The sequence below is a fragment of the Halomonas mongoliensis genome (assembly GCF_052496345.1).
The window spans coordinates 1,001,229-1,020,062 of sequence record NZ_CP199288.1; the positions used below are offsets into that span (position 1 = coordinate 1,001,229).

At 69.0% G+C, this 18,834-nt stretch carries 18 protein-coding genes; 5 read left to right on the forward strand and 13 right to left on the reverse strand.

The genetic code is table 11. The annotated features are described in order from the left end of the window. Positions 1-235 precede the first annotated feature (235 nt). On the forward strand, positions 236-1,168 hold the full coding sequence (locus ACRYRV_RS04565; protein ID WP_444985796.1) for a DMT family transporter: 933 nt from the start codon (positions 236-238) through the stop codon (positions 1,166-1,168). On the opposite strand, the gene fdhF is transcribed toward ACRYRV_RS04565, so the two are convergent. The 5 genes from fdhF to ACRYRV_RS04590 form a co-directional block, all read right to left on the reverse strand. After that, the gene (gene fdhF / locus ACRYRV_RS04570; protein WP_444985795.1) at positions 1,128-3,965 is read right to left on the reverse strand and encodes a formate dehydrogenase subunit alpha; all 2,838 of its coding nucleotides are present in this window, start codon (positions 3,963-3,965) and stop codon (positions 1,128-1,130) included. The genes ACRYRV_RS04565 and fdhF overlap by 41 nt on opposite strands. A gap of 11 nt (positions 3,966-3,976) precedes the next feature. Then, a complete protein-coding gene (locus ACRYRV_RS04575; RefSeq protein ID WP_444985794.1) occupies positions 3,977-5,692 on the reverse strand; it encodes an NADH-ubiquinone oxidoreductase-F iron-sulfur binding region domain-containing protein in 1,716 nt (571 codons plus the stop codon). Between the two features lie 32 nt (positions 5,693-5,724). Further along, entirely contained in the window at positions 5,725-6,429 is a 705-nt protein-coding gene (mtgA, locus tag ACRYRV_RS04580) for a monofunctional biosynthetic peptidoglycan transglycosylase (RefSeq protein WP_444985793.1), read from the reverse strand. A gap of 117 nt (positions 6,430-6,546) precedes the next feature. Further along, positions 6,547-7,404 carry an S-formylglutathione hydrolase gene (gene fghA / locus ACRYRV_RS04585; protein WP_444985792.1) on the reverse strand — a complete coding sequence of 286 codons (858 nt, stop codon included), beginning with the start codon at positions 7,402-7,404 and terminating at the stop codon, positions 6,547-6,549. 76 nt (positions 7,405-7,480) lie between these two features. Next, positions 7,481-8,590, reverse strand: coding sequence for an S-(hydroxymethyl)glutathione dehydrogenase/class III alcohol dehydrogenase (locus tag ACRYRV_RS04590; RefSeq protein WP_309636100.1), 1,110 nt, complete (start codon positions 8,588-8,590; stop codon positions 7,481-7,483). 127 nt (positions 8,591-8,717) lie between these two features. On the opposite strand from ACRYRV_RS04590, the gene ACRYRV_RS04595 reads away from it, so the two are divergent. The 3 genes from ACRYRV_RS04595 to ACRYRV_RS04605 are packed head-to-tail and all read left to right on the forward strand — an operon-like array spanning position 8,718 to position 10,516. Next, positions 8,718-9,674, forward strand: a complete 957-nt coding sequence (locus tag ACRYRV_RS04595) for a LysR family transcriptional regulator (RefSeq protein WP_309636099.1) — start codon at positions 8,718-8,720, stop codon at positions 9,672-9,674. Positions 9,675-9,718: 44 nt separating this feature from the next. Beyond that, a complete protein-coding gene (locus ACRYRV_RS04600) occupies positions 9,719-10,099 on the forward strand; it encodes a hypothetical protein (protein WP_302141254.1) in 381 nt (126 codons plus the stop codon). 6 nt (positions 10,100-10,105) lie between these two features. Beyond that, the gene (locus ACRYRV_RS04605; protein WP_444985791.1) at positions 10,106-10,516 is read left to right on the forward strand and encodes a c-type cytochrome; all 411 of its coding nucleotides are present in this window, start codon (positions 10,106-10,108) and stop codon (positions 10,514-10,516) included. A 15-nt stretch (positions 10,517-10,531) separates the two neighbouring features. Here ACRYRV_RS04605 and ACRYRV_RS04610 read toward each other — a convergent pair whose 3' ends face one another. From ACRYRV_RS04610 to ACRYRV_RS04645, 8 genes are all read right to left on the reverse strand, one after another. Next, positions 10,532-11,338, reverse strand: a complete 807-nt coding sequence (locus ACRYRV_RS04610) for an ABC transporter permease (protein WP_444985790.1) — start codon at positions 11,336-11,338, stop codon at positions 10,532-10,534. Beyond that, positions 11,329-12,099, reverse strand: coding sequence for a heme ABC exporter ATP-binding protein CcmA (gene ccmA / locus ACRYRV_RS04615; protein ID WP_309636097.1), 771 nt, complete (start codon positions 12,097-12,099; stop codon positions 11,329-11,331). Before ccmA ends, ACRYRV_RS04610 begins: the two co-directional genes overlap by 10 nt. Next, the gene (locus ACRYRV_RS04620; protein ID WP_309636096.1) at positions 12,096-13,106 is read right to left on the reverse strand and encodes a PQQ-dependent catabolism-associated beta-propeller protein; all 1,011 of its coding nucleotides are present in this window, start codon (positions 13,104-13,106) and stop codon (positions 12,096-12,098) included. Before ACRYRV_RS04620 ends, ccmA begins: the two co-directional genes overlap by 4 nt. Next, entirely contained in the window at positions 13,094-14,311 is a 1,218-nt protein-coding gene (locus ACRYRV_RS04625; RefSeq protein ID WP_444985789.1) for an ABC transporter substrate-binding protein, read from the reverse strand. Before ACRYRV_RS04625 ends, ACRYRV_RS04620 begins: the two co-directional genes overlap by 13 nt. 63 nt (positions 14,312-14,374) lie before the next feature. Then, complete coding sequence (locus tag ACRYRV_RS04630) at positions 14,375-15,037, reverse strand: hypothetical protein (protein WP_444985788.1); 663 nt, start codon at positions 15,035-15,037, stop codon at positions 14,375-14,377. After that, on the reverse strand, positions 15,034-15,879 hold the full coding sequence (locus ACRYRV_RS04635) for a quinoprotein dehydrogenase-associated putative ABC transporter substrate-binding protein (RefSeq protein ID WP_444985787.1): 846 nt from the start codon (positions 15,877-15,879) through the stop codon (positions 15,034-15,036). The genes ACRYRV_RS04630 and ACRYRV_RS04635 overlap by 4 nt, the downstream gene beginning before the upstream one ends. An 85-nt stretch (positions 15,880-15,964) precedes the next feature. Beyond that, a complete protein-coding gene (locus tag ACRYRV_RS04640) occupies positions 15,965-16,441 on the reverse strand; it encodes a c-type cytochrome (RefSeq protein WP_444985786.1) in 477 nt (158 codons plus the stop codon). Between the two features lie 106 nt (positions 16,442-16,547). Further along, positions 16,548-18,371, reverse strand: coding sequence for a methanol/ethanol family PQQ-dependent dehydrogenase (locus ACRYRV_RS04645; protein ID WP_309636091.1), 1,824 nt, complete (start codon positions 18,369-18,371; stop codon positions 16,548-16,550). Between the two features lie 351 nt (positions 18,372-18,722). Between ACRYRV_RS04645 and pqqA the strand changes: the two genes are divergently transcribed. Continuing rightward, positions 18,723-18,794, forward strand: coding sequence for a pyrroloquinoline quinone precursor peptide PqqA (gene pqqA, locus ACRYRV_RS04650; RefSeq protein ID WP_119023712.1), 72 nt, complete (start codon positions 18,723-18,725; stop codon positions 18,792-18,794). Positions 18,795-18,834 lie beyond the last annotated feature (40 nt).

Below are 18,834 nucleotides of genomic sequence, written 5' to 3' on the forward strand. Positions count from 1 at the left end.
TTGTAATAGTTGGAAACATTAAGTTCTCACAACGTTACATTCGTATCTAAGAAGCGACACCCTGAGTCATCGCTTCGCCATCAGGCCCGGCATGGGCGGCTTCGAGGCATCGCCGGCGAATGGGAATAACATTCATTCCCCGGGAGAGCCTCCGGCAGCCTGCCGGGGGCTAGGCGAAACTCGAGCGGCGCAGTATGGTCAGTGGCTCCCCTTTTAACTGACATGGACGTTCCAGATGCCCCCCGCTCCTGCTTCCCGTGCCGCCGGCCTGTGGCTCGCCGCCATGCCGCTGCTGTTCGTCGTGCTGTGGAGCACCGGCTTCATCGGTGCCAAGTTCGGCCTGCCCTACGCCGAGCCCTTCACCTTCCTGTTCATCCGCTTCGCGCTGACCCTGGCACTGCTGGTACCCCTGGCCCACTGGCTCTCCGGGGAGTGGCCCCGGGGCGCCCGGCTCTGGGGCCATATCGCCATCTCCGGCCTGCTGGTCCACGGCGCCTACCTGGGCGGGGTCTTCTACGGCATCTACCTGGGCATGCCGGCGGGGCTCGCCTCGCTGCTGGTGGGGCTACAGCCGCTGCTCACCGCGGCGCTGGCCGGCCCCCTGCTGGGCGAGCGGCTGGGCGGCCGCCAGTGGCTGGGGCTGGTGCTGGGCCTGGTGGGCGTGGCCCTGGTGCTGGGCGGCAAGCTGGACCCGGGCGAGGCGCTCTTCCAGGGCTTCGGCGCCGGCGCCCTGCTGGCCATCCTGGTGGCCCTGGCCGGCATCTCCGGCGGCACCCTCTACCAGAAGCGCCACTGCACCGGCATGCCGCTACTCTCCGGCACCGTGGTGCAGTACCTGGCGGCGGGGGCGGTGCTGGGGCTCGGCGCCCTGCTCTTCGAGAAGCGCAGCGTGACCTGGACCCCCACCTTCGCCCTCACCCTGGGCTGGCTGGTGCTGGTGCTGTCGATCGCCGCCATCCTGCTGCTGATGGCGCTGATCCGGCGCGGCGAGGCCTCCCGGGTGGCGAGCCTCTTCTACCTGGTGCCGCCGGTGACCGCCCTGCAGGCCTGGTGGCTCTTCGACGAGGCCCTGCCGCCCATCTCGCTTGTCGGCATGGCCGTCGCCATCGCCGGGGTGGTGCTGGTGGTCAGGGGGCAGCCCGCGACAGGCGGCAGGCGGCGTACTTGAACTCGGGGATCTTGCCGAAGGGGTCCAGGGCCGGGTTGGTCAGCAGGTTGGCCGCCGCCTCCACATAGGCGAAGGGCACGAAGACCATGCCGTCGGGCATCCCCGGGTCGCTGCGGGCCGCAAGGGTGATCTCGCCGCGGCGGGTGACGATGGTGATCGCCTCCCCCGGCGCCACCCCGAGGCGGTTGAGCTCCCCCGGCGAGAGGCTGGCCGTCGCCTCGGGCTCCAGGGCGTCGAGCACGCTGGCGCGGCGGGTCATGGCGCCGGTATGCCAGTGCTCCAGCAGCCGCCCGGTGGTCAGCACCGTAGGGTAGTCGGCGTCGATGGGCTCGTCCGGCGGCAGCGGCCGGGTGGGGGCGAACCTGGCCCGGCCGCCGGCCCGGGGGAAGGCGTCGCTGAAGACCACGTCCTGGCCCGGGGCGTCCTCGGCGGGGCAGGGATAGGTCACCGAGCCCTCCCGCGCCAGGCGCTCCCAGGAGATGTTGTCCAGGGAGGGCATGCCGCGCTTCATCTCGGCGAACACCTCGCTCGGGTGGGCGTAGTCCCAGGCCAGGCCGAAGCGCCGGGCGATCTCCTGGATGATCCACCAGTCGGGCTTGGCCTCTCCCGGCGGCGCCACGGCGGCGCGGCCCAGCTGCACCTGGCGGTTGGTATTGGTGACCGTACCCTCCTTCTCCGGCCAGGCGGTGGCCGGCAGGATGACATCGGCGAACTGGGCGGTCTCGGTGACGAACAGATCCTGCACCACCAGGTGCTCCAGGGCCGCCAGGGCCTGGCGGGCGTGATTCAGGTCCGGGTCGGACATGGCCGGGTTCTCGCCGAGGATATACATGCCGCGGACCTGGCCCGCCAGGATGGCATCCATGATCTCCACCACGGTGAGCCCGGGCTCGGGGTCGAGTTCGGCACCCCAGAGCTCCTCGAAGGCGGCGCGCAGCTGGGCGTCGCCCACCGGCTGGTAGTCGGGCAGCACCATGGGAATCAGGCCGGCATCCGAGGCGCCCTGGACGTTGTTCTGCCCGCGCAGCGGGTGCAGGCCGGTGCCGGGTCGGCCGGTCTGGCCGCAGGCCAGCGCCAGCGAGATGAGGCAGCGGGCGTTGTCGGTGCCGTGGACGTGCTGGGAGATGCCCATGCCCCAGAAGATCATCGCCCGCTCGGCGGTGGCGTAGGCGCGGGCGATCTCGCGGATGGTCTCGGGGGCGACGCCGCACAGGCCGCTCATCGCCTCGGGGGTCATGTCCACCACGCTTTGCCTGAGCGCCGCGAAGCCCTCGGTATGGGCGTCGATATAGGCCTGGTCGTAGAGCGCCTCGTCGATGATCACGTTGAGCATGGCGTTATAGAGCGCCACATCGCCGCCGGGGGAGAAGCGCAGGCTGCGCCAGGCGTAGGCGTCCAGCGCCTGGCCGCGGGGGTCGAGGATGATCAGCCGGGTGCCGCCCCTCGCCGCCTGCTTGAAGTAGGTGGCCGCCACCGGGTGGTTCACCGCCGGATTGCAGCCGGTGAGGAGCACCACGTCCGCCTCGAGGGCCTGCATGAACGACGCCGTCACCGCCCCCGAGCCCAGGCACTCCATCAGCGCGGCCACGGAGCTGGCGTGGCAGAGCCGGGTGCAGTGGTCCACGTGGTTGGAGCCGAAGCCCGTGCGCACCAGCTTCTGGAAGAGCCAGGCCTCCTCGTTGGAGCACTTGGCGCTGCCGAAGCCGGCCAGCGCCCCGGGGCCATGGGCCGACTTGAGGTCGACGAGGCCTCGGGCGGCCATCTCCAGCGCCTCCTCCCAGCTGGCCTCGCGGAAGTGGGTGAGCGGCCTTGCCGGATCGAAGTCGGGGTCGAGCCCCTTGGCCACGCCGTCCCGGCGGATCAGCGGCCGGGTGAGGCGCGCCGGATGGTTGGGGTAGTCGAAGCCAAAGCGTCCCTTGACGCAGAGTCGCCCCTGGTTGGCGGGGCCGTCCCTGCCCTCGACAAAGAGGATCTGCTCATCCTTGACGTGGTAGCTGAGCTGGCAGCCCACCCCGCAGTAGGGACAGACGGAGTCCACGGTGCGGTCGGCCGCGGCGGAGTCGCCGCGGCCCGCCTCGTCGATCAGGGTCGCCGGCATCAGCGCCCCGGTGGGGCAGGCCTGGACGCACTCGCCGCAGGCCACGCAGGTGCTCTCCCCCATGGGGTCGTCGAAGTCGAAGACGATCTTCGCCGCCGCCCCGCGGTGGGCCAGGCCGATGACGTCGTTGCCCTGCACCTCGCGGCAGGCGCGCACGCAGAGCCCGCACTCGATGCAGGCGTCGAGGTTGACGTTCATCGCGGTATGGGAGGCATCCTGTAAGCGCTGCGCCTCTCGGGAGCGCACATGGTGAACGGTGGGCGCGGCGCGCTCCGCCCGGGCGGGCAGCCGCTCGCCCACCGCCGCGGCGTCGATGGCCAGCGCTTCGGCCATGGCCCAGAAGTGGCTGGCGCGGTCGGGGCTCGCCTCCCGCTCGGGCTGGTCGGCGAGCAGCAGCTCCATGACGGACTCCCGCGCTTCGCGGGCGCGCGGGGAGCTGGCGCTCCTCACCACCATGCCGGGAGCCGCCTCGCGGATACAGCTGGCGGCGAGCACCCGCTCTCCCTCGACCTCCACCATGCAGGCGCGGCAGTTTCCGTCGGCCCGATAGCCCGGAGCGTCCTTGAAGCAGAGGTGGGGAATGGTCTCGCCGGCACGCTTGGCCACCTGCCAGAGGGTCTCGCCGGGTCGGGCGCTCACCTCGACGCCGTCCAGGGTCAGGGTAAAGGTCTCGGGGTTCGGGGTCTGAGTGGTCTGCATGGTCTGCCTCCCTACCCTTTCACGATGAGGTTCTGGGCTTCGAGTTCACCGCGAAAGTCGCGCAGCAGGCTCAGCACCGGGTTGGGCGCCGCCTGGCCCAGGCCGCAGATGGAGGCGTCCATCATCACCCGGGCGAGGCGCTCGAGCGCCTCGACGTCCCACTCGTCGCGCTCGAGCAGGGTCAGCATCTTCTCGGTGCCGACCCGGCAGGGCGTGCACTGGCCGCAGGATTCGTCGGCGAAGAAGGCCAGCAGATTAGCGGCCACGGCGCGCAGATCGTCCCGGTCCGAGAGCACGATGATCGCCGCCGAACCGATAAAGCAGCCGTGCTCCTGGAGCGTATCGAAGTCCAGCGGGAGATCCGCCTTGCCGGCCGGGAGTATGCCCCCCGAGGCGCCGCCCGGCAGGTAGCCCGCGAGGCGGTGCCCCTCGGCCATGCCGCCGCAGTACTCCTCGAGCAGCTCGGCCAGGGTGATGCCGGCGGGGGCCAGGTGCACCCCGGGCCGCTTGACCCGGCCGGAGACCGAAAAGCTGCGCAGCCCCTTGCGCCCGTGCCGGCCCTGGCTCGCGAACCAGTCGGCGCCCTTCTCGTGGATCAGCGGGATCCAGGCGACGGTCTCGACATTGTTGACCAGGGTCGGCCGATCGAAGAGCCCCCGCTGGGCCACGAAGGGCGGCCGGTGGCGCGGCTTGCCGGGCTTGCCCTCCAGGGACTCGATCAGCGCCGACTCCTCGCCGCAGATGTAGGCCCCGGCGCCGCGGCGCAGCACCACGAAACCGGGAGCGACCAGGCACGCGGCCTCGAGCTCGGCGATCGCCTCGGCGAGCACCCGGCGCAGCCCGGGATACTCGTCACGCAGATAGATATAGAGGGCGCTGGCCTCCACCGCCCAGGCGCTGACCAGGGCCCCCTCCAGGAAGCGGTGCGGCTCGCGCTCGAGATAGACACGGTCCTTGAAGGTGCCGGGCTCGCCCTCGTCGGCGTTGATCACCGCGTAGCGGGGGGCGGGCTCGGCGCGCACCGCCTGCCACTTGCGAAAGGTAGGGAAGCCCGCCCCGCCCAGGCCGCGCAGGCCGGCGCGCTCGAGCTCATCGATCAGCACCTCGACGCCCACCTCGCCGGCACGACACCGGGTCAGCAGCGCGTAGCCGCCGGTGGCGCGGTAGTCGGCCAGGCGCTGCCAGAGGATCGCCTCGGGATGGGTGTGGCCGGTATCCACCACCGCCTCGACCCCCTCGGGGGTGGCGTAGAGCACGTGGTGGTGCCCCACCTGGACCACCGGGGCGGTGTCGCAGCGCCCCATGCAGGGGGCGCGCACCACCCGCACCGCCTCCGGGTCAAGGCCCGCCGCCAGCCGTTCGCGCAGCGCCTCGGCGCCGGCCAATTGGCAGGAGAGCGAATCGCAGACCCGCACCGTGACCTCCGGCGGCGGCGCCTCGCCGTCGTGGACCACGTCGAAGTGGGCATAGAAGGTGGCGGTCTCGTAAATGGCCGCCATGGGCAGGTTCATGTAGGCGGCAAGGGCCCGCAGCTCCACCAGGGAGAGGTGGCCGTGGGCATCCTGGATGGCGTGCAGGTGCTCGATCAGCAGGTCGCGGCGACGCAGCTCCGGCCGCTCGCGCTCATCGCCAAGCAGCAGCCTCAGGGCGGCCAGCGCCACCGGCGCCAGCTCGCGGCCGCGAGGCCTGCCGCGGCGGCGCTTGGACGTGACGGTCGATTCGGTCATGGCGGACTCCCGGTGTCGGCGGGCAAACGAGGCTAGAGTCTCTCAAGATAGGCCGGCCCGCCCAGATTGTTCATCTGCTGGCGGATCCAGACGCTGCGCCGCTCCACGTGGGGACTGGGGCGCGCCGCATCCCAGCCTCGCGGGTTGGGCAGGATGGCCGCCAGGCGGCTGGCCTGCACCGCATTGAGCTGGCTGGCCGAGACCCCGAAATAGTGCTGGGCGGCCGCCTCCAGGCCGAACACCCCGCTGTCCCACTCGGCGATGTTCAAATAGACCTCGAGGATGCGCTGCTTGGGCCACAGGGTCTCGATCAGCAGGGTGAACCAGGCCTCCAGGCCCTTGCGCGTCCAGCTGCGCCCGGTCCAGAGGAAGAGGTTCTTGGCGGTCTGCTGACTCAGGGTGCTGGCCCCGCGCAGCCGCCCCCCGGCACGATTGGACTCCCAGGCGCGGCGCATCTCCACCAGGTCGAAGCCGCGGTGCTCGGGGAAGCGCTGGTCCTCGGCGGCGATCACCGCCAGCTTGGCATGGTCGGAGAGCGCCTCCCAGGGCTGCCACTGGTGGCGAATCTCCAGTGGCTCCCGGGCGATCCAGGACTGGACCTTGCGCTCCACCATCACCATGGAGCCGAATACCGGCGCCTCGCGGAAGAGCAGCACCAGCAGCACCGAGAGCACCACGAAGCCCAGCAGGGCTCGCCACAGCCAGCCCCAGAGTCGTCTCCCCCATGCCGCTACCATCTTTCTCACCACTGCCGCTCGCCCCTGTGCGCCGAAAACCCTGACGCCAGTATACGGCCTTGCCCGGCGGGGAGACGAGCGGCCGACGCTGCCTCAACGGCTCGAATCCCCGGCGCCTCACTGCTTCCGGTGCAGCCGCTCGGCGTGATAGCGCAGGTGGTCCTCGATAAAGGAGGCGATGAAGTAGTAGCTGTGGTCGTAGCCGGGCTGGCGGCGCAGGGTCAGCGGATGGTCGTGCTCGGCGCATATCGCTTCCAGGCGCTCGGGCCGAAGCTGCTCCTCGAGGAAGTCATCGGCCTCGCCCTGGTCGATGAAGAGCGGCTGGCTGGAGGCGCCCCGGGCCACCAGCTCGCAGGCGTCGTACTGGGTCCACTTGCCGCGATCCTCGCCCAGGTAGCCGCTGAAGGCCTTCTGGCCCCAGGGGCAGTCGGACGGGTTGACGATGGGGGCGAAGGCCGATACCGAGCGGTAGTGGCCGGGCCGACGCAGGGCCATGATCAGCGCCCCATGGCCCCCCATGGAGTGGCCGCTGATGGACTCGCGACCGTTCACCGGGAAGTGCTGGCGCACCACCGAAGGGAGCTCCTCGGTAACGTAGTCGTACATGCGGTAGTGCTTCTTCCAGGGCGCCTGGGTGGCGTTGACGTAGAAGCCGGCACCGCTGCCGAAATCGTAGCTGTCGTGCTCGCCGGGCAGGTCGGTGCCCCGGGGGCTGGTGTCGGGGCAGATGATGGCGATACCCAGCTCCGCCGCCAGGCGATGGGCGCCGGCCTTCTGCATGAAGTTCTCGTCGGTGCAGGTCAGGCCGGAGAGCCACCACAGCAGGGGCACCCGCTCGGCCTCGGCCTGGGGCGGCAGGTAGATGGCGAAGACCATCTCGCAGTCCAGCGCCCGGGAGCGGTGGCGGTAGCGCTTGTGCCAGCCACCGAAGCTCTTGTTGGCCGATACCAGCTCCAGGTTCTCGGTCATGGTCATGGTTGGGTCTCCTGGCGGCCGGGACTCCTGTCCCGGCCGCACTTTCAGGGATAAAGGGCTACGCGGCGCGTGGCGCTCAGTAGTGAAGCACGGTGCGGATGCTCTCACCCCGATGCAGCAGATCGAAGGCCTCGTTGATCTTCTCGAAGGGCAGGTCGTGGGTGATGAAGTCGTCGATATTGAGCTCACCCTTCATGTACTGGTCCACGTAGCCCGGCAGCTCCGAGCGCCCCTTGACGCCGCCGAAGGCGGAGCCCTTCCAGACCCGCCCGGTGACCAGCTGGAAGGGGCGGGTGGAGATCTCCTCGCCGGCGCCGGCCACGCCGATGATGATCGACTCGCCCCAGCCCTTATGGCAGCACTCCAGCGCCGAGCGCATGACGTTGACGTTGCCGATGCACTCGAAGGAGTAGTCGACGCCGCCGTCGGTCAGGTCGATGATCACCTGCTGGATGGGGTCGCCGTAGTCCTTGGGGTTGACGAAGTCGGTGGCGCCGAACTGCTCGGCCAGCTTGAACTTCTCGGGGTTGACGTCGATGGCGATGATGCGACTCGCCTTGGCCATCACCGCCCCCTGGATCACGGCGAGGCCGATGGCGCCGAGGCCGAAGACGGCGACGGTGGCGCCCGGCTCCACCTTGGCGGTGTTCATCACCGCGCCGATGCCGGTGGTCACGCCGCAGCCCAGCAGGCAGATCTTGTCCAGGGGCGCCTCCTTGGAGACCACCGCCAGCGACACCTCGGGGAGCACGGTGTACTCGCTGAAGGTGGAGGTGCCCATGTAGTGGTGCAGCATCTTGCCCTCCAGCGAGAAGCGGCTGGTGCCGTCGGGCATCAGGCCCTTGCCCTGGGTGGCGCGTACGCTGCCACAGAGGTTGGTCTTGCCGGAGAGACAGAACTTGCACTTGCCGCACTCAGCGGTATAGAGCGGGATGACGTGGTCGCCGGGGCGCACGCTGGTGACTCCCTCGCCCACCTCCTGGACGATGCCGGCCCCCTCGTGGCCCAGCACCGCCGGAAAGTTGCCCTCCGGGTCGGCGCCGGAGAGGGTATAGGCATCGGTGTGGCAGACGCTGGTGGCGGCGATCTTCACCAGCACCTCGCCGGCCTTGGGCCCCTCGACATCGAGCTCGACGAGCTCAAGGGGCTTGCCCGCTTCCAGGGCGACGGCGGCGCGTGATTTCATGACGATATCCTCGTTGATGATGGGCGAAAGGTGCAACCAGTGTAGGCAAAGCGCCGGCCTGGGATAAACTGCATTAAAGACATGACATTATTGTCCAACAGCAACAATCCTTGCTCATGAGGTGACCATGCAACGCTGGGACAGGGTAGAGGCATTCGTCGAGGTGGTGCGGCTGGGGACCTTCGCCGCCGCCGCGCGGCAGCTGAAGGTCTCCAACTCCCATGTCAGCCGACTGGTCAGCCAGCTGGAGGCCCAGCTGGGGACCACCCTCCTCTACCGCACCACCCGCCAGATTCGGCTGACCGACGCCGGGGCGCTCTACTACGAGCACTGCCACCATCTGTTCGACGGTCTGCGCGATGCCGAGGCCGCCATCAACGACCTGCAGGCACAGCCGCGCGGCGTCCTCAAGCTGACCTCGGCGACCACCTTCGGCGAGCGCTTCGTGGCCCCGCTGATCAATGACTTCATGCGGCTCAATCCGCAGCTCGAGGTGCGCTTCCACTTCACCAACCGCCAGGTGGATATCATCAACGAGGGCTACGACATCGCCATCCGCATGGGTACGCTGAAGGACTCGACGCTGATCGCCCGGCGGCTCTGCGAGCGCCACGAGTATGTCGTCGGCTCCCCGGAGTACTTCGCCCGGGTGCCGGTACCCCACACCCTCTCGGAGCTCTCCCGGCACCGCTGCCTGGTCGGCTCCCGGGACCACTGGCGGTTCGACATTCACGGCGTGCGCCGCGAGGTGCGCGTCGAGGGCCCCTGGGAGGGCAACTCCGGCCCCGCCCTGCTGGATGCCGCCCTCAAGGGCCTGGGGCTGGCCCAGCTGCCCGACTACTACGTGGACCCCTACCTCGCCAGCGGCGAGCTGATCTCGGTGCTCGACGCCTATCGCCATGACGACACCGCGGTCTGGGCCGTCTACCCTCGCCATCGCCACCGTTCGCCCAAGGTCTATCAGTTCATCGACTACCTGGTGGCGCATATCGAGGAGCTGCTGCCGGTGCGCCGCAACTTCGGACCGGCCCACGACGAGCCCTCGACGACCGACGCAGTGGAAAAAAGCGGCAAGGTGCCATAGCTTGAAGGGGTATCGCACTGGCGCTTCCACTCCCCGAGGTCCCGATGATGCGCACCTTCCTCCCACCAGGCGCCGGACGCTCCTCCGCCCTGCCCCTGCTGGTCCTCTCGCTGCTCTCGCTCTCGCTGCTGGTCAGCCCCGCCGCCCTGGCCAACGACTACCCCACGGAGAGCCGGGTCGACTACGTGCTGGGCTGCATGGCGGCCAACGGCAACAGCTACCTGACCATGCAGAAGTGCTCCTGCAGCATCGACGTCATCGCCGAGCACCTCAGCTACGAGACCTACGAGCAGGTCGCCACGGTAATGGGCATGCAGGACCAGCGCGGCGAGCTGGGGGTGCTGTTCCGTACCGAGCGCGGCATGCAGGACCAGGTGCAGGCCCTGCACCAGGCCCAGGCCGATGCCAACCTGCGCTGCTTCTGAGGCCCCATGGCACGCCATCACCTGCTCGCACTTCGGCGCCGTCTGGCAGGCATCGCCCTCTCGGCGGCCCTGGCCGCGACACCCGCGGCGGCCGATGACGCCGACCGCCGCCAGGGGGAGAGGCTGTTTCGCAGCCAGTGTGTCGGCTGCCACAGCCTGGCCCCGGGGCGGCATATCGCCGGCCCCAGCCTGCATGGGCTGATCGGGCGCCCCGCCGGCGGCCTCGAGGGCTTCGGCTACTCGCCGGTGCTGGAGGCCGCCGACTTCGAGTGGAACGCCGAGACCCTCGACGCCTTCCTCGCCGCCCCGGCGGAGTTCCTGCCTGGCAACCGCATGGTGCTGTGGGGGCTCGCCGAACGGCCCCGCCGGCAGATCATCCGCTACCTCGAGGCCCTCGCCGCCGACGCCGAGCCCTGAGCCCCCGCCTCGCCTTCAGTCGCCGCCGCCCTTGCGTGCCATCAGGCCGCGGGAGGGGTTGTAGCCGAGGATCGCCAGCGCCAGCAGCACCAGGGTCACCGCCACGCTGATCAGGATCGCCTCGCCGTTGAAGCGCTCGTAGAGGGCGAAGCGGAGCATCTCCACGGCGTGGGTGAAGGGGTTGAAGGCGGCGATCTGGTAGACCAGGTAGCTGCCCTCACGGACGCGCCACAGCGGGTAGAGCGCCGAGGAGAGGAAGAACATCGGAAAGATCACGAAGTTCATGACCCCGGCGAAGTTCTCCAGCTGACGCACGAAGGTGGAGAGCAAGAGCCCCAGGGCCCCGACCATGAAGCCGGTGACCAGCAGCGCCGGCAGGATCCACAGATAGCCCATCGGCGGCGCCTGGATGCCGTACCACCAGGCGATGGCAAGGAAGACATAGACCTGCACCACCGAGACCAGGGTGCTGGCCAGCAGCTTGCAGACCAGCAGGTACCAGCGCGGAAAGGGGCTGACCAGCAGCACTCGCATGCTGCCCATCTCCCGGTCATAGACCATGGAGAGCGAGCTCTGCATGCCGTTGAACAGCTGGATCATGCCCACCAGCCCCGGCACGATGTAGACCTCGTAGAGGATGTAGGTCTGGTAGGGCTCGGTCATGGCCACGCCCAGTGCCATGCGAAAGCCGACGGCGAACACGAACAGCCATACCAGCGGCCGCACCAGGGCGGCGAAGAAGCGGCTGCGCTGGTGCAGGAAGCGCAGCAGCTCGCGCCCCACCACGCCGCGCAGGCAGTGCAGCCAGGGCATCAGTCGCATGGCGCCTCCTCGTCCCCGACCAGGCGATCGAAGGCCTCCCCCAGGGTGGCGACGCCTAGCCGGGCGGAGAGTGCCTCGGGCGTGCCGTCGGCCAAGAGCCGCCCCCGATGCAGCACCAGCACCCTATCCCCCGGACGCACCTCGTCGATGAGGTGGGTGGCCCAGAGCACCGCCACGCCCTCCTCGGCGCAGAGCCGATGGGCATGCTCGACCAGCTCGCGCCGCGAGGCCACGTCGAGCCCCACGGTGGGCTCGTCGAGGAGCAGCAGCCGCGGCTCGTGGAGCAGGCCCCGGGCGATCTCCACGCGCCGGCGCTGACCGCCGGAGAGCTGGCGTACCCGGGTGCGCCGGCGATCGGCGAGGCCGACCCGGGCCAGCTGGGCATCGGCCCGGCGGCGCGCCTCCCCGGACCCCATGCCGTGCAGGGCCGCATGGTAGGCCAGGTTCTGGCCAACGCTGAGATCCAGATCCAGGGTCGGTTGCTGGAACACCACGCCGATCCGGGCATGGGCCTTCACCGCCTGGCGTTTCACATCAAAGCCGCCGATGCGGATCTCGCCCCGGCGCCGGTCATGCAGTCGGGTGACCAGCGAGAAGAGCGTGGTCTTGCCGGCGCCGTTGGGGCCCAGCAGCACGACGAACTCCCCGGCCGCGATGGCCAGGGAGATCGTCTCCAGCACCGGCCGGCCGCCATAGGCGAAGCTCAGCTCCCGGACCTCGAGGGCAGGTGCGTCCCCCTCCCTGGTGGGCGAATCACTCACGGTTCGACGATCACCCCCCAGGGGAAGCGCCCCACCGGGATCGAGCGGATCGCCCTCAGGCCATCGACCTCGATCACGGTGACATCGCCGCTTACCCCGTTGGTGGTGTAGAGGCGGCTCTCGTCGCCGTTGAGGGCCAGGTGCCAGACCCGCTGCCCCACCAGGATGTAGTCGAGGACCTCATAGGTCTGCTGGTCCACCACCGCCACCCGGTTGGAGGGCCCCAGCGCCACGAAGGCGTAGCGCCCATCGGAGGTCAGGACGACTCCCACCGCCTGGACGGTCTCCCGAGGCACCCCCGGAACCTCGAAGCGGATGGTGTGCTTGACGTCGAAGGTCTCCTCCATGTCGAGGATCGATACCGTCCCGGCGATCTCTGCCGAGACCCAGGCCTCGCGACCGTCGTGGGTGAACTCGGCATGCCGCGGCCGGGCGCCCACCAGGCGATGGTGGACCGCCTCCATGGTCTCGGTATCGATGATGTGCGCCATGTTGGAGGTCTCGGTGGTGGAGACCAGCCAGCGCCCGTCGGGGCTGATGCCGAGCCCCTCGGGCTCCACGCCCACGGGTATCTCGGTGACCAGGGTGCGGGCCTCGTAGTCGAGCACCGAGACGATGTTGTCATCCTCGTTGGAGACGTAGATATAGGGGCGGTTGGGATCGACGCGGATCACCTCGGGGTCGTCGCCGGAGGCCTGACTGCGCACCACGCGCAGGCTCTCCAGGTCGATCATGTCGATGGACTCGTCGTCGCCCACCGCCACGAACAGCTCGCTGCCGTCGCTGCTGAAGGCCATGGAGCGCGGACGGCGGCCGACAGGGATGGTTTCCACCACCTCGAGGCTGGCGCCGTCGATCACCGAGATGGTGTTGTCCTTCTCGTTGGAGACGAAGATGCGTTCGGCCTGGGCGGCGAGGGGCAGCGCCAGCAGGCCGCCGCCCAGCGCCAGGCCGATGGCGACATGCTTGATGGCAGGAATCAGGCGTCCCCGGCTCAGAATTGACATGATGATTCCCCCTCATCGGCGCCGAGCGTATCGAGCGGCGTGCGTGGATGCAGATAGCCCTCCTGGGGCGAGACCGACGCCACCATGCGCGGGCCGGTGACCAGGATCGGCTGGCGCAGCTGATGGTTCCAGGTGCGGTAGCTGACAGGAAAACCGAGATAGCCGGCGAGCTCGAACTCCTCGCCGAGCATGTAGGTGAGGACGGTGTCCCGCTCCACGGAGCCGGTGCGCGCCGCCGCCTCGCCCAGGGAGCGCACGGCGAGCCAGGCGCCGAAGTCGCGGGGTGTCATCCAGCGATCGGCCAGCTTCTCGAAGCGACGCTGCAGCTGCACCGCGCCCCAGGACTCGTGGGCACGGTGCCAGGGGGTGGCGATCAGCCCCTGGGTGCCCACCACCGGGCGCGGGATCCAGGTCTGGAAGGGGAAGTACTCGCCGAAGTAGTCGGTCTCGTCGGCGATCACCAGGACATCGTGGTCCGGGAAGTCTTGGACGAACACCGGGATCTCGCGCTGGATGGCATGGAAGCCCCCCTCGGCGCGTCGCGCCATGGGGTCGTGGGGCCACATCTTGTCGCCGACGATGCGATGGCCGTAGCGCTCGGCCGAGGCGCGCAGGGTCTCGGCGAGCAGGCGATCCTCGTCGGTGTTGCCATGGACCAACGCCCAGCGATCCCACTGCTTGTAGCCGAGGAACTGGGCCAGGGCATCGGCCAGCATCCGCCGGCTCGGCGTGGTGTGGTAGAGGTTGGGGTGACAGGACTCCCCGCGCAGGACATCGTCCGGGGCCCAGGCGTTGAACACCACGCGATCACCCAGGGCCGGGTGGGCCATCACCTCCAGCAGTGCATCATAGGGCAGGCCGCTGATGATCCAGTCGGCCCCCTGGTCGATCAGGCCCTGCAGCGCCTCGCCGACGTCGTCACCCAGCGCCACCTCGGCCTCGTGGAGCACGAACTCCTGGTCGAGAAACTGCGCCGTGGCGTTGTTGTCGTTGACCCCCAGGCGCGCCCCCTGGCGCCCCTCGTCATCGAGCACCGGGGCGAGCACCGAGAGCGGCTCCAGGTCGTCCGGCCGCTCCATGCCCAGATAGCCGAGCGTCATGGTCTCCGGGGCATCGGCCGGCAGCGTCGCCGACCAGCTCAGGCCGACGATGATGCCTCCCAGTGCCAGCCAGTGTGGCAGGGGTAAGCGTGGCAAGGTTCTCATGCAGGCTCCTCAGGCAGCCATGGCTGCCGCTGGTCTTGTTGTTGTCATCTGCCCGGCGGCGTCTTACCGCTGGGGCATCCGCTCCATGATCAACCGCACCATGCGGCTGAGTGTCTCCTCCAGCAGATAGGGCTGTTCGCACATGGCCGGCAGCGTCTGCTGGCGCATCTGAAAGGTGCGCTGCTCCCAGAACAGGGCGTCCGAGAGCCGTTCGATCTCCTCCGGGCTCGCGCCCTCATCGGCCCGCAGCGCCTCCAGCTCATCGACCATGGCGGAGATGGTGTCGAGGCGCGCCACCTGGGCACGGCTCGCCTGGCGCACGGCATCGATGGCGCGGCCGCGCTGGCGGCCGGTAAGCTCGAAGAGCCCGGCGAACAGCAGCGTCAGCCGCGCTTGTGCCTCGTCATCCTCCAGCGATGCCACGAAGTCGCGCACCCGCGCCAGCGCCTGCTCCGGGGGGGTATCGCGAGCCATGGCGAAGCGCACCACCCGGCCGACCTCCTCGTCCTCCCACCAGCGCTGCTCCAGGTCGTCCAGGGAGGGGCCGGTCCAGAGGGTGCCCCAGGCAAGCTCCGGGATCAGGCGCTGCACGCAGGGCCAGTCGGGAGGCCCCGCCGCCGCACGCTGGGCCTCGACCGACGGCACGGCGCAGAGCAGCAGGCCCGAGCCGAGCGCCAGGGCCAGCAGCGCGGGCGCGGCCCGTGCCGGCAACCGTGCGAGCCTCATGAGTCACCTCCTGCGCCGGGGGAAAGCAGCTGGCCGCGCCGGTCGAGCAGGGGCACCCCGTACTCGGCGAGGATGGCGTGGATCTCGTCCCGGCGGCGGTCGATGAAGTCGTTGATCCAGTCCTTCCAGTGAGGCTCCCCGCGGCGCAGCCCCATGGTGATGCGGTAGTCCAGGCGTGCCCCCGAGTCGTCGTCGACCAGCGGGATGACCCTGAGCGGCGGCTCCGCGCGGGCGGCATAGTAGCCGGCCAGCGGCCCCCACAGCACGGCGCCCTCGGTGCGGCCGGCCACCACATCCTCGATGGCGTCGCGCACCGGTGCCCGGACCCGGGTATCGACCATCAGGGGGTAGCTCTGGAGGATCGCTCCGGTGCGGCGCAGGGGCACCAGGGGCGGCGTCTCGGTCACCACGCCGATGCGCCGCCCCTGCAGCGCCGGATCCGTCAAGCGGGTGACCTCGAGGTCCGACGCCTCGGGCACCACCAGGGCGTAGACCGAGCGATAGACCTCGTTGCTGTTCTGCACGAACTCGTAGCCGGCCACGGCGCCGATCATGACGTCGCAGACCCTCAGCTCCAGGGTGTTGCGCACGAACCCCATCACCTGAGGCGACCAGACATAGACCAGGGGGACGCCCAGGTCCTCGGCCATGAGCTCGGCGATACGGTTCTCGAAGCCCTCGCCGGCCTCGCTGCTGAAGGGAAGGTTATTGCCGTCGGCACAGACCCGCAGGGCCTCGCGCTCCTGCCGTTCCGGCAGGTCGGCCACCGCCGGAGCCAGGACCCAGCCGAGCAGTAAAGCGGCCAGCAGCAGTGGCAGGCATCGAAGCATTCTGTTGGGCATGGGGCCTCCATTGCCGGAAGGGTACGTTGGCGGCGGGACTCGAATCAGCATGGACGCCGAGGCACTATTCCGCCTCCTCGAGGCGTTACTCGCTCACTTCCTCCGGCTCCTCGGCCTCTTCCGCCATCGACTCGATGATGCGAGGCCGGCCGCGTCCAAGCCCACCCTCGCCGCGGGCCTTCATGTAGCTGAAGATGTAGGGAATATTGCGCATCACGTAGGGATCGTCGGCGAAGGAGGGCATCACCTGCCCCGGCTGCACCTCCCGCCCCGCCGCTACCGTGCCGGCGAAATCGGCCCAGCCACGCCGCTCGGCGGCGCGGATCAGGTTGGGGGCGAAGGAGGAGCCCAGGCCATCAGGCCCATGGCAGGCCATGCAGGCGCGGGTGTAGACGAGATACCCCTCATAGGTGTTGGGGTCGACCTTGCCATCCTCGACCACGTAGTCCCCGGGCCGGTAGGGCGCCTCCCCCAGCTCCTTCGCCACCGCCGGGGGGACAAGCAAGAGACTCAGCAGAACAACAGGCAGGGAATGGCCGTAAAGGCGCTGGAATACCGTCATGCAGACCGTCCTTCTCGTGGCACCGGGGGCCCTGCCCCCGGGGTCGGATAGGTCGGCGGGGCACGGGCGACCGCTCGTGCCCCGCCGGATGGGCATGGGACGTCACTCAGTCCGGCAGTGCGAAGACCGTCAGCACCCCGCCGAGCTTGGTGTAGTCGCCCAGGGCTGAGAAGACGCCGACGGCCCCCAGGCCCTCCTCAGGGTCCTCGAGCCCTGCCGCCAGGCCGATCCCGGCCCAGCCACCAACCCCGGAGAGCACCCCCACATACTGCTTGCCCTCGTGCATGAAGGTGTTCACGTTGCCGATGATTCCGGAGGGAGTCTTGAAGCGCCACAGCTCCTCCCCGGTCTCGATATCCACCGCCTTCACGTGCCCCTCGAGGGTGCCGTAGAAGGCCAGGTCGCCGGCCGTGGCCAGGGCGCCGCTCCACACCGCGAAGCGCTCGTCGATCTCCCAGACCACCTCGCCGGCTACCGGATCCCAGGCGATGAAGCTGCCCATGCGGCCTTCCATGCCGCCGTTCTGCAGCGGCGCCGGCATCATGGTCAGGGTCGCCCCCACATAGGGCTGGCCCGCCACGTAGTCGGTCTCATAGGGTTCATAGTTCATGCAGATCCGGTTGATCCCCGCATAGAGGAGCCCGGTCTTCGGCGAGTAGGCGCTGGGCTGCATGTTCTTGGCGCCCATGGCGGTGGGACAGATGTCGGTGGTGTTGACGTTCACCCCCTGGCGATAGGTGCTGTACTGCTCGTTGACATTGGGTCGGCCAGTCTCCATGTCATAGCTGTCGGCCCAGTTGGTCTCGGGGGCAAACTTCTCGGCCACCAGCAGCTCCCCGGTCTCGCGATCCAGCAGGAAGCCGAAGCCGGTGCGGTCGATGATCGCCAGCCCCTTGCGCTCCTCGCCGTTGAACTCGACGTCGATCAGCTGGTTCTCGTTGACCCCGTCATAGTCCCACTCGTCGAAGGGCACCTTCTGGTAGACCCACTTGACCGAGCCGTCGTTGGGATCACGGGCGAAGACGGTGATCGCCCACTTGTTGTCGGCCGGCTCGCCGTCCTTGGTGCGCTGCTCGGGGTTCCAGGTCCCCGGGTTGCCGGTGCCGTAGTAGATCAGGTCGAGGTCGGGATCATAGGTGACCCAGCCCCAGGGGGCCCCGCCGCCGCGCTCCCACTCGCCCTCCGGCCAGGTAGTCAGGCCCAGGTCTGCCTCACCGATGGGCTCGCCCATCATCAGGGTGACGCTCGGGTCGATCAGCACCTCGTCGTCGGGGCCGGTGGAGTAGCCGCGCCAGGCCATCTCGCCGCTCTCGACGTCATAGGCGGTGATGTGGCCGCGGATGCCGTACTCCCCGCCGCTGATGCCGACGATGACCTTGTCATGGACCACCAGCGGCGACATGGTGTTGGTCTCGCCGACGGAGTGGTCCCCGTTGCTGACGTCCCAGAGCAGCTCGCCGGTCTCGGCGTCCAGCGCGATCAGGGTATTGTCGGCCTGGCCGAGAAAGAGTCGCCCGTCGGCATAGGCCAGACCGCGGTTGACGGTGTCGCAACACATCACGGGAATGACCCGGGAGTCCTGATCGGGCTCGTAGCTCCAGATCACGCGCCCCTCGTCCTCCAGGTCGAGAGCGAAGACCTTGTTGGGGAACGGCGTGTGGATGTAGAGGCGCCCGTCGCCCACGTAGAGGGGACCGCCCTCGTGGCCGCGCAGGACGCCGGTGGAGAACTGCCAGACCGAGCGCAGGTCATTCACGTTGTCGCGGTTGATCTGGTCCAGCTGGCTGTAGCGATTGCCCTGGTAGTTGCCCAGCTGGGTCGGCCAGTATTCGGGGTTCTGCTGTAGCTCCAGCAGATTCTGGTTGGCATGGGCAATGGCAGCCGAGAGCATCCCGGCGGCCGCTGCCGTATAGAGGATTGGACGTAGCATGGCGTGTCTCCGCGCAGTGCGCTGGAGTGTGTGCCAGGGGTCGGCACACCTCGTTGTGATTGTTTTCCTGATTCAGGTGTTGACAACAGAAGGTCTAGCACATCTTTCGGCGGCGCTTGCCCTGGCCGGCGGTTTTCCGCCTCTGCCCGAAGCAAAAGACTTTTGCCTCTCGGCAACAATGCGGCCACATCCCTGCCGGGGCGCATGGTGACGGGACTGGTGATCCCCGCCGGATGTCGTGATGGACTCCCACCTCGGCCTCTACGACCTTGGTCGCAAGGCGGAACTCGCCCGGCGTGCTTGACTGAGGTGTGCAGTCTGACGAAAACCGGCCGACGAGGAGGGACTCCCATGTGGACCAAACCTGCCTATCAGGATCTACGCCTCGGCTTCGAGGTAACGCTGTACATTTCCAATCGCTGACCTTCAGCGCCAGGAAGTTCCGACACGGCTGACGCCGCCC

Bases quoted from the DNA above. Each gene is read 5' to 3' on its own strand.
- ACRYRV_RS04595 (WP_309636099.1), top strand. From the start codon at position 8,718: ATGCAACGCTGGGACAGGGTAGAGGCATTCGTCGAGGTGGTGCGGCTG.
- ACRYRV_RS04630 (WP_444985788.1), bottom strand. From the start codon at position 15,037: ATGAGGCTCGCACGGTTGCCGGCACGGGCCGCGCCCGCGCTGCTGGCC.
- ACRYRV_RS04645 (WP_309636091.1), bottom strand. From the start codon at position 18,371: ATGCTACGTCCAATCCTCTATACGGCAGCGGCCGCCGGGATGCTCTCG.
- ACRYRV_RS04590 (WP_309636100.1), bottom strand. From the start codon at position 8,590: ATGAAATCACGCGCCGCCGTCGCCCTGGAAGCGGGCAAGCCCCTTGAG.
- ACRYRV_RS04635 (WP_444985787.1), bottom strand. From the start codon at position 15,879: ATGCCCAACAGAATGCTTCGATGCCTGCCACTGCTGCTGGCCGCTTTA.
- ACRYRV_RS04625 (WP_444985789.1), bottom strand. From the start codon at position 14,311: ATGAGAACCTTGCCACGCTTACCCCTGCCACACTGGCTGGCACTGGGA.
- ACRYRV_RS04565 (WP_444985796.1), top strand. From the start codon at position 236: ATGCCCCCCGCTCCTGCTTCCCGTGCCGCCGGCCTGTGGCTCGCCGCC.
- fdhF (WP_444985795.1), bottom strand. From the start codon at position 3,965: ATGCAGACCACTCAGACCCCGAACCCCGAGACCTTTACCCTGACCCTG.
- ACRYRV_RS04600 (WP_302141254.1), top strand. From the start codon at position 9,719: ATGATGCGCACCTTCCTCCCACCAGGCGCCGGACGCTCCTCCGCCCTG.
- ACRYRV_RS04575 (WP_444985794.1), bottom strand. From the start codon at position 5,692: ATGACCGAATCGACCGTCACGTCCAAGCGCCGCCGCGGCAGGCCTCGC.
- mtgA (WP_444985793.1), bottom strand. From the start codon at position 6,429: ATGGTAGCGGCATGGGGGAGACGACTCTGGGGCTGGCTGTGGCGAGCC.
- ACRYRV_RS04620 (WP_309636096.1), bottom strand. From the start codon at position 13,106: ATGTCAATTCTGAGCCGGGGACGCCTGATTCCTGCCATCAAGCATGTC.
- ACRYRV_RS04605 (WP_444985791.1), top strand. From the start codon at position 10,106: ATGGCACGCCATCACCTGCTCGCACTTCGGCGCCGTCTGGCAGGCATC.
- ACRYRV_RS04640 (WP_444985786.1), bottom strand. From the start codon at position 16,441: ATGACGGTATTCCAGCGCCTTTACGGCCATTCCCTGCCTGTTGTTCTG.
- ACRYRV_RS04610 (WP_444985790.1), bottom strand. From the start codon at position 11,338: ATGCGACTGATGCCCTGGCTGCACTGCCTGCGCGGCGTGGTGGGGCGC.
- fghA (WP_444985792.1), bottom strand. From the start codon at position 7,404: ATGACCATGACCGAGAACCTGGAGCTGGTATCGGCCAACAAGAGCTTC.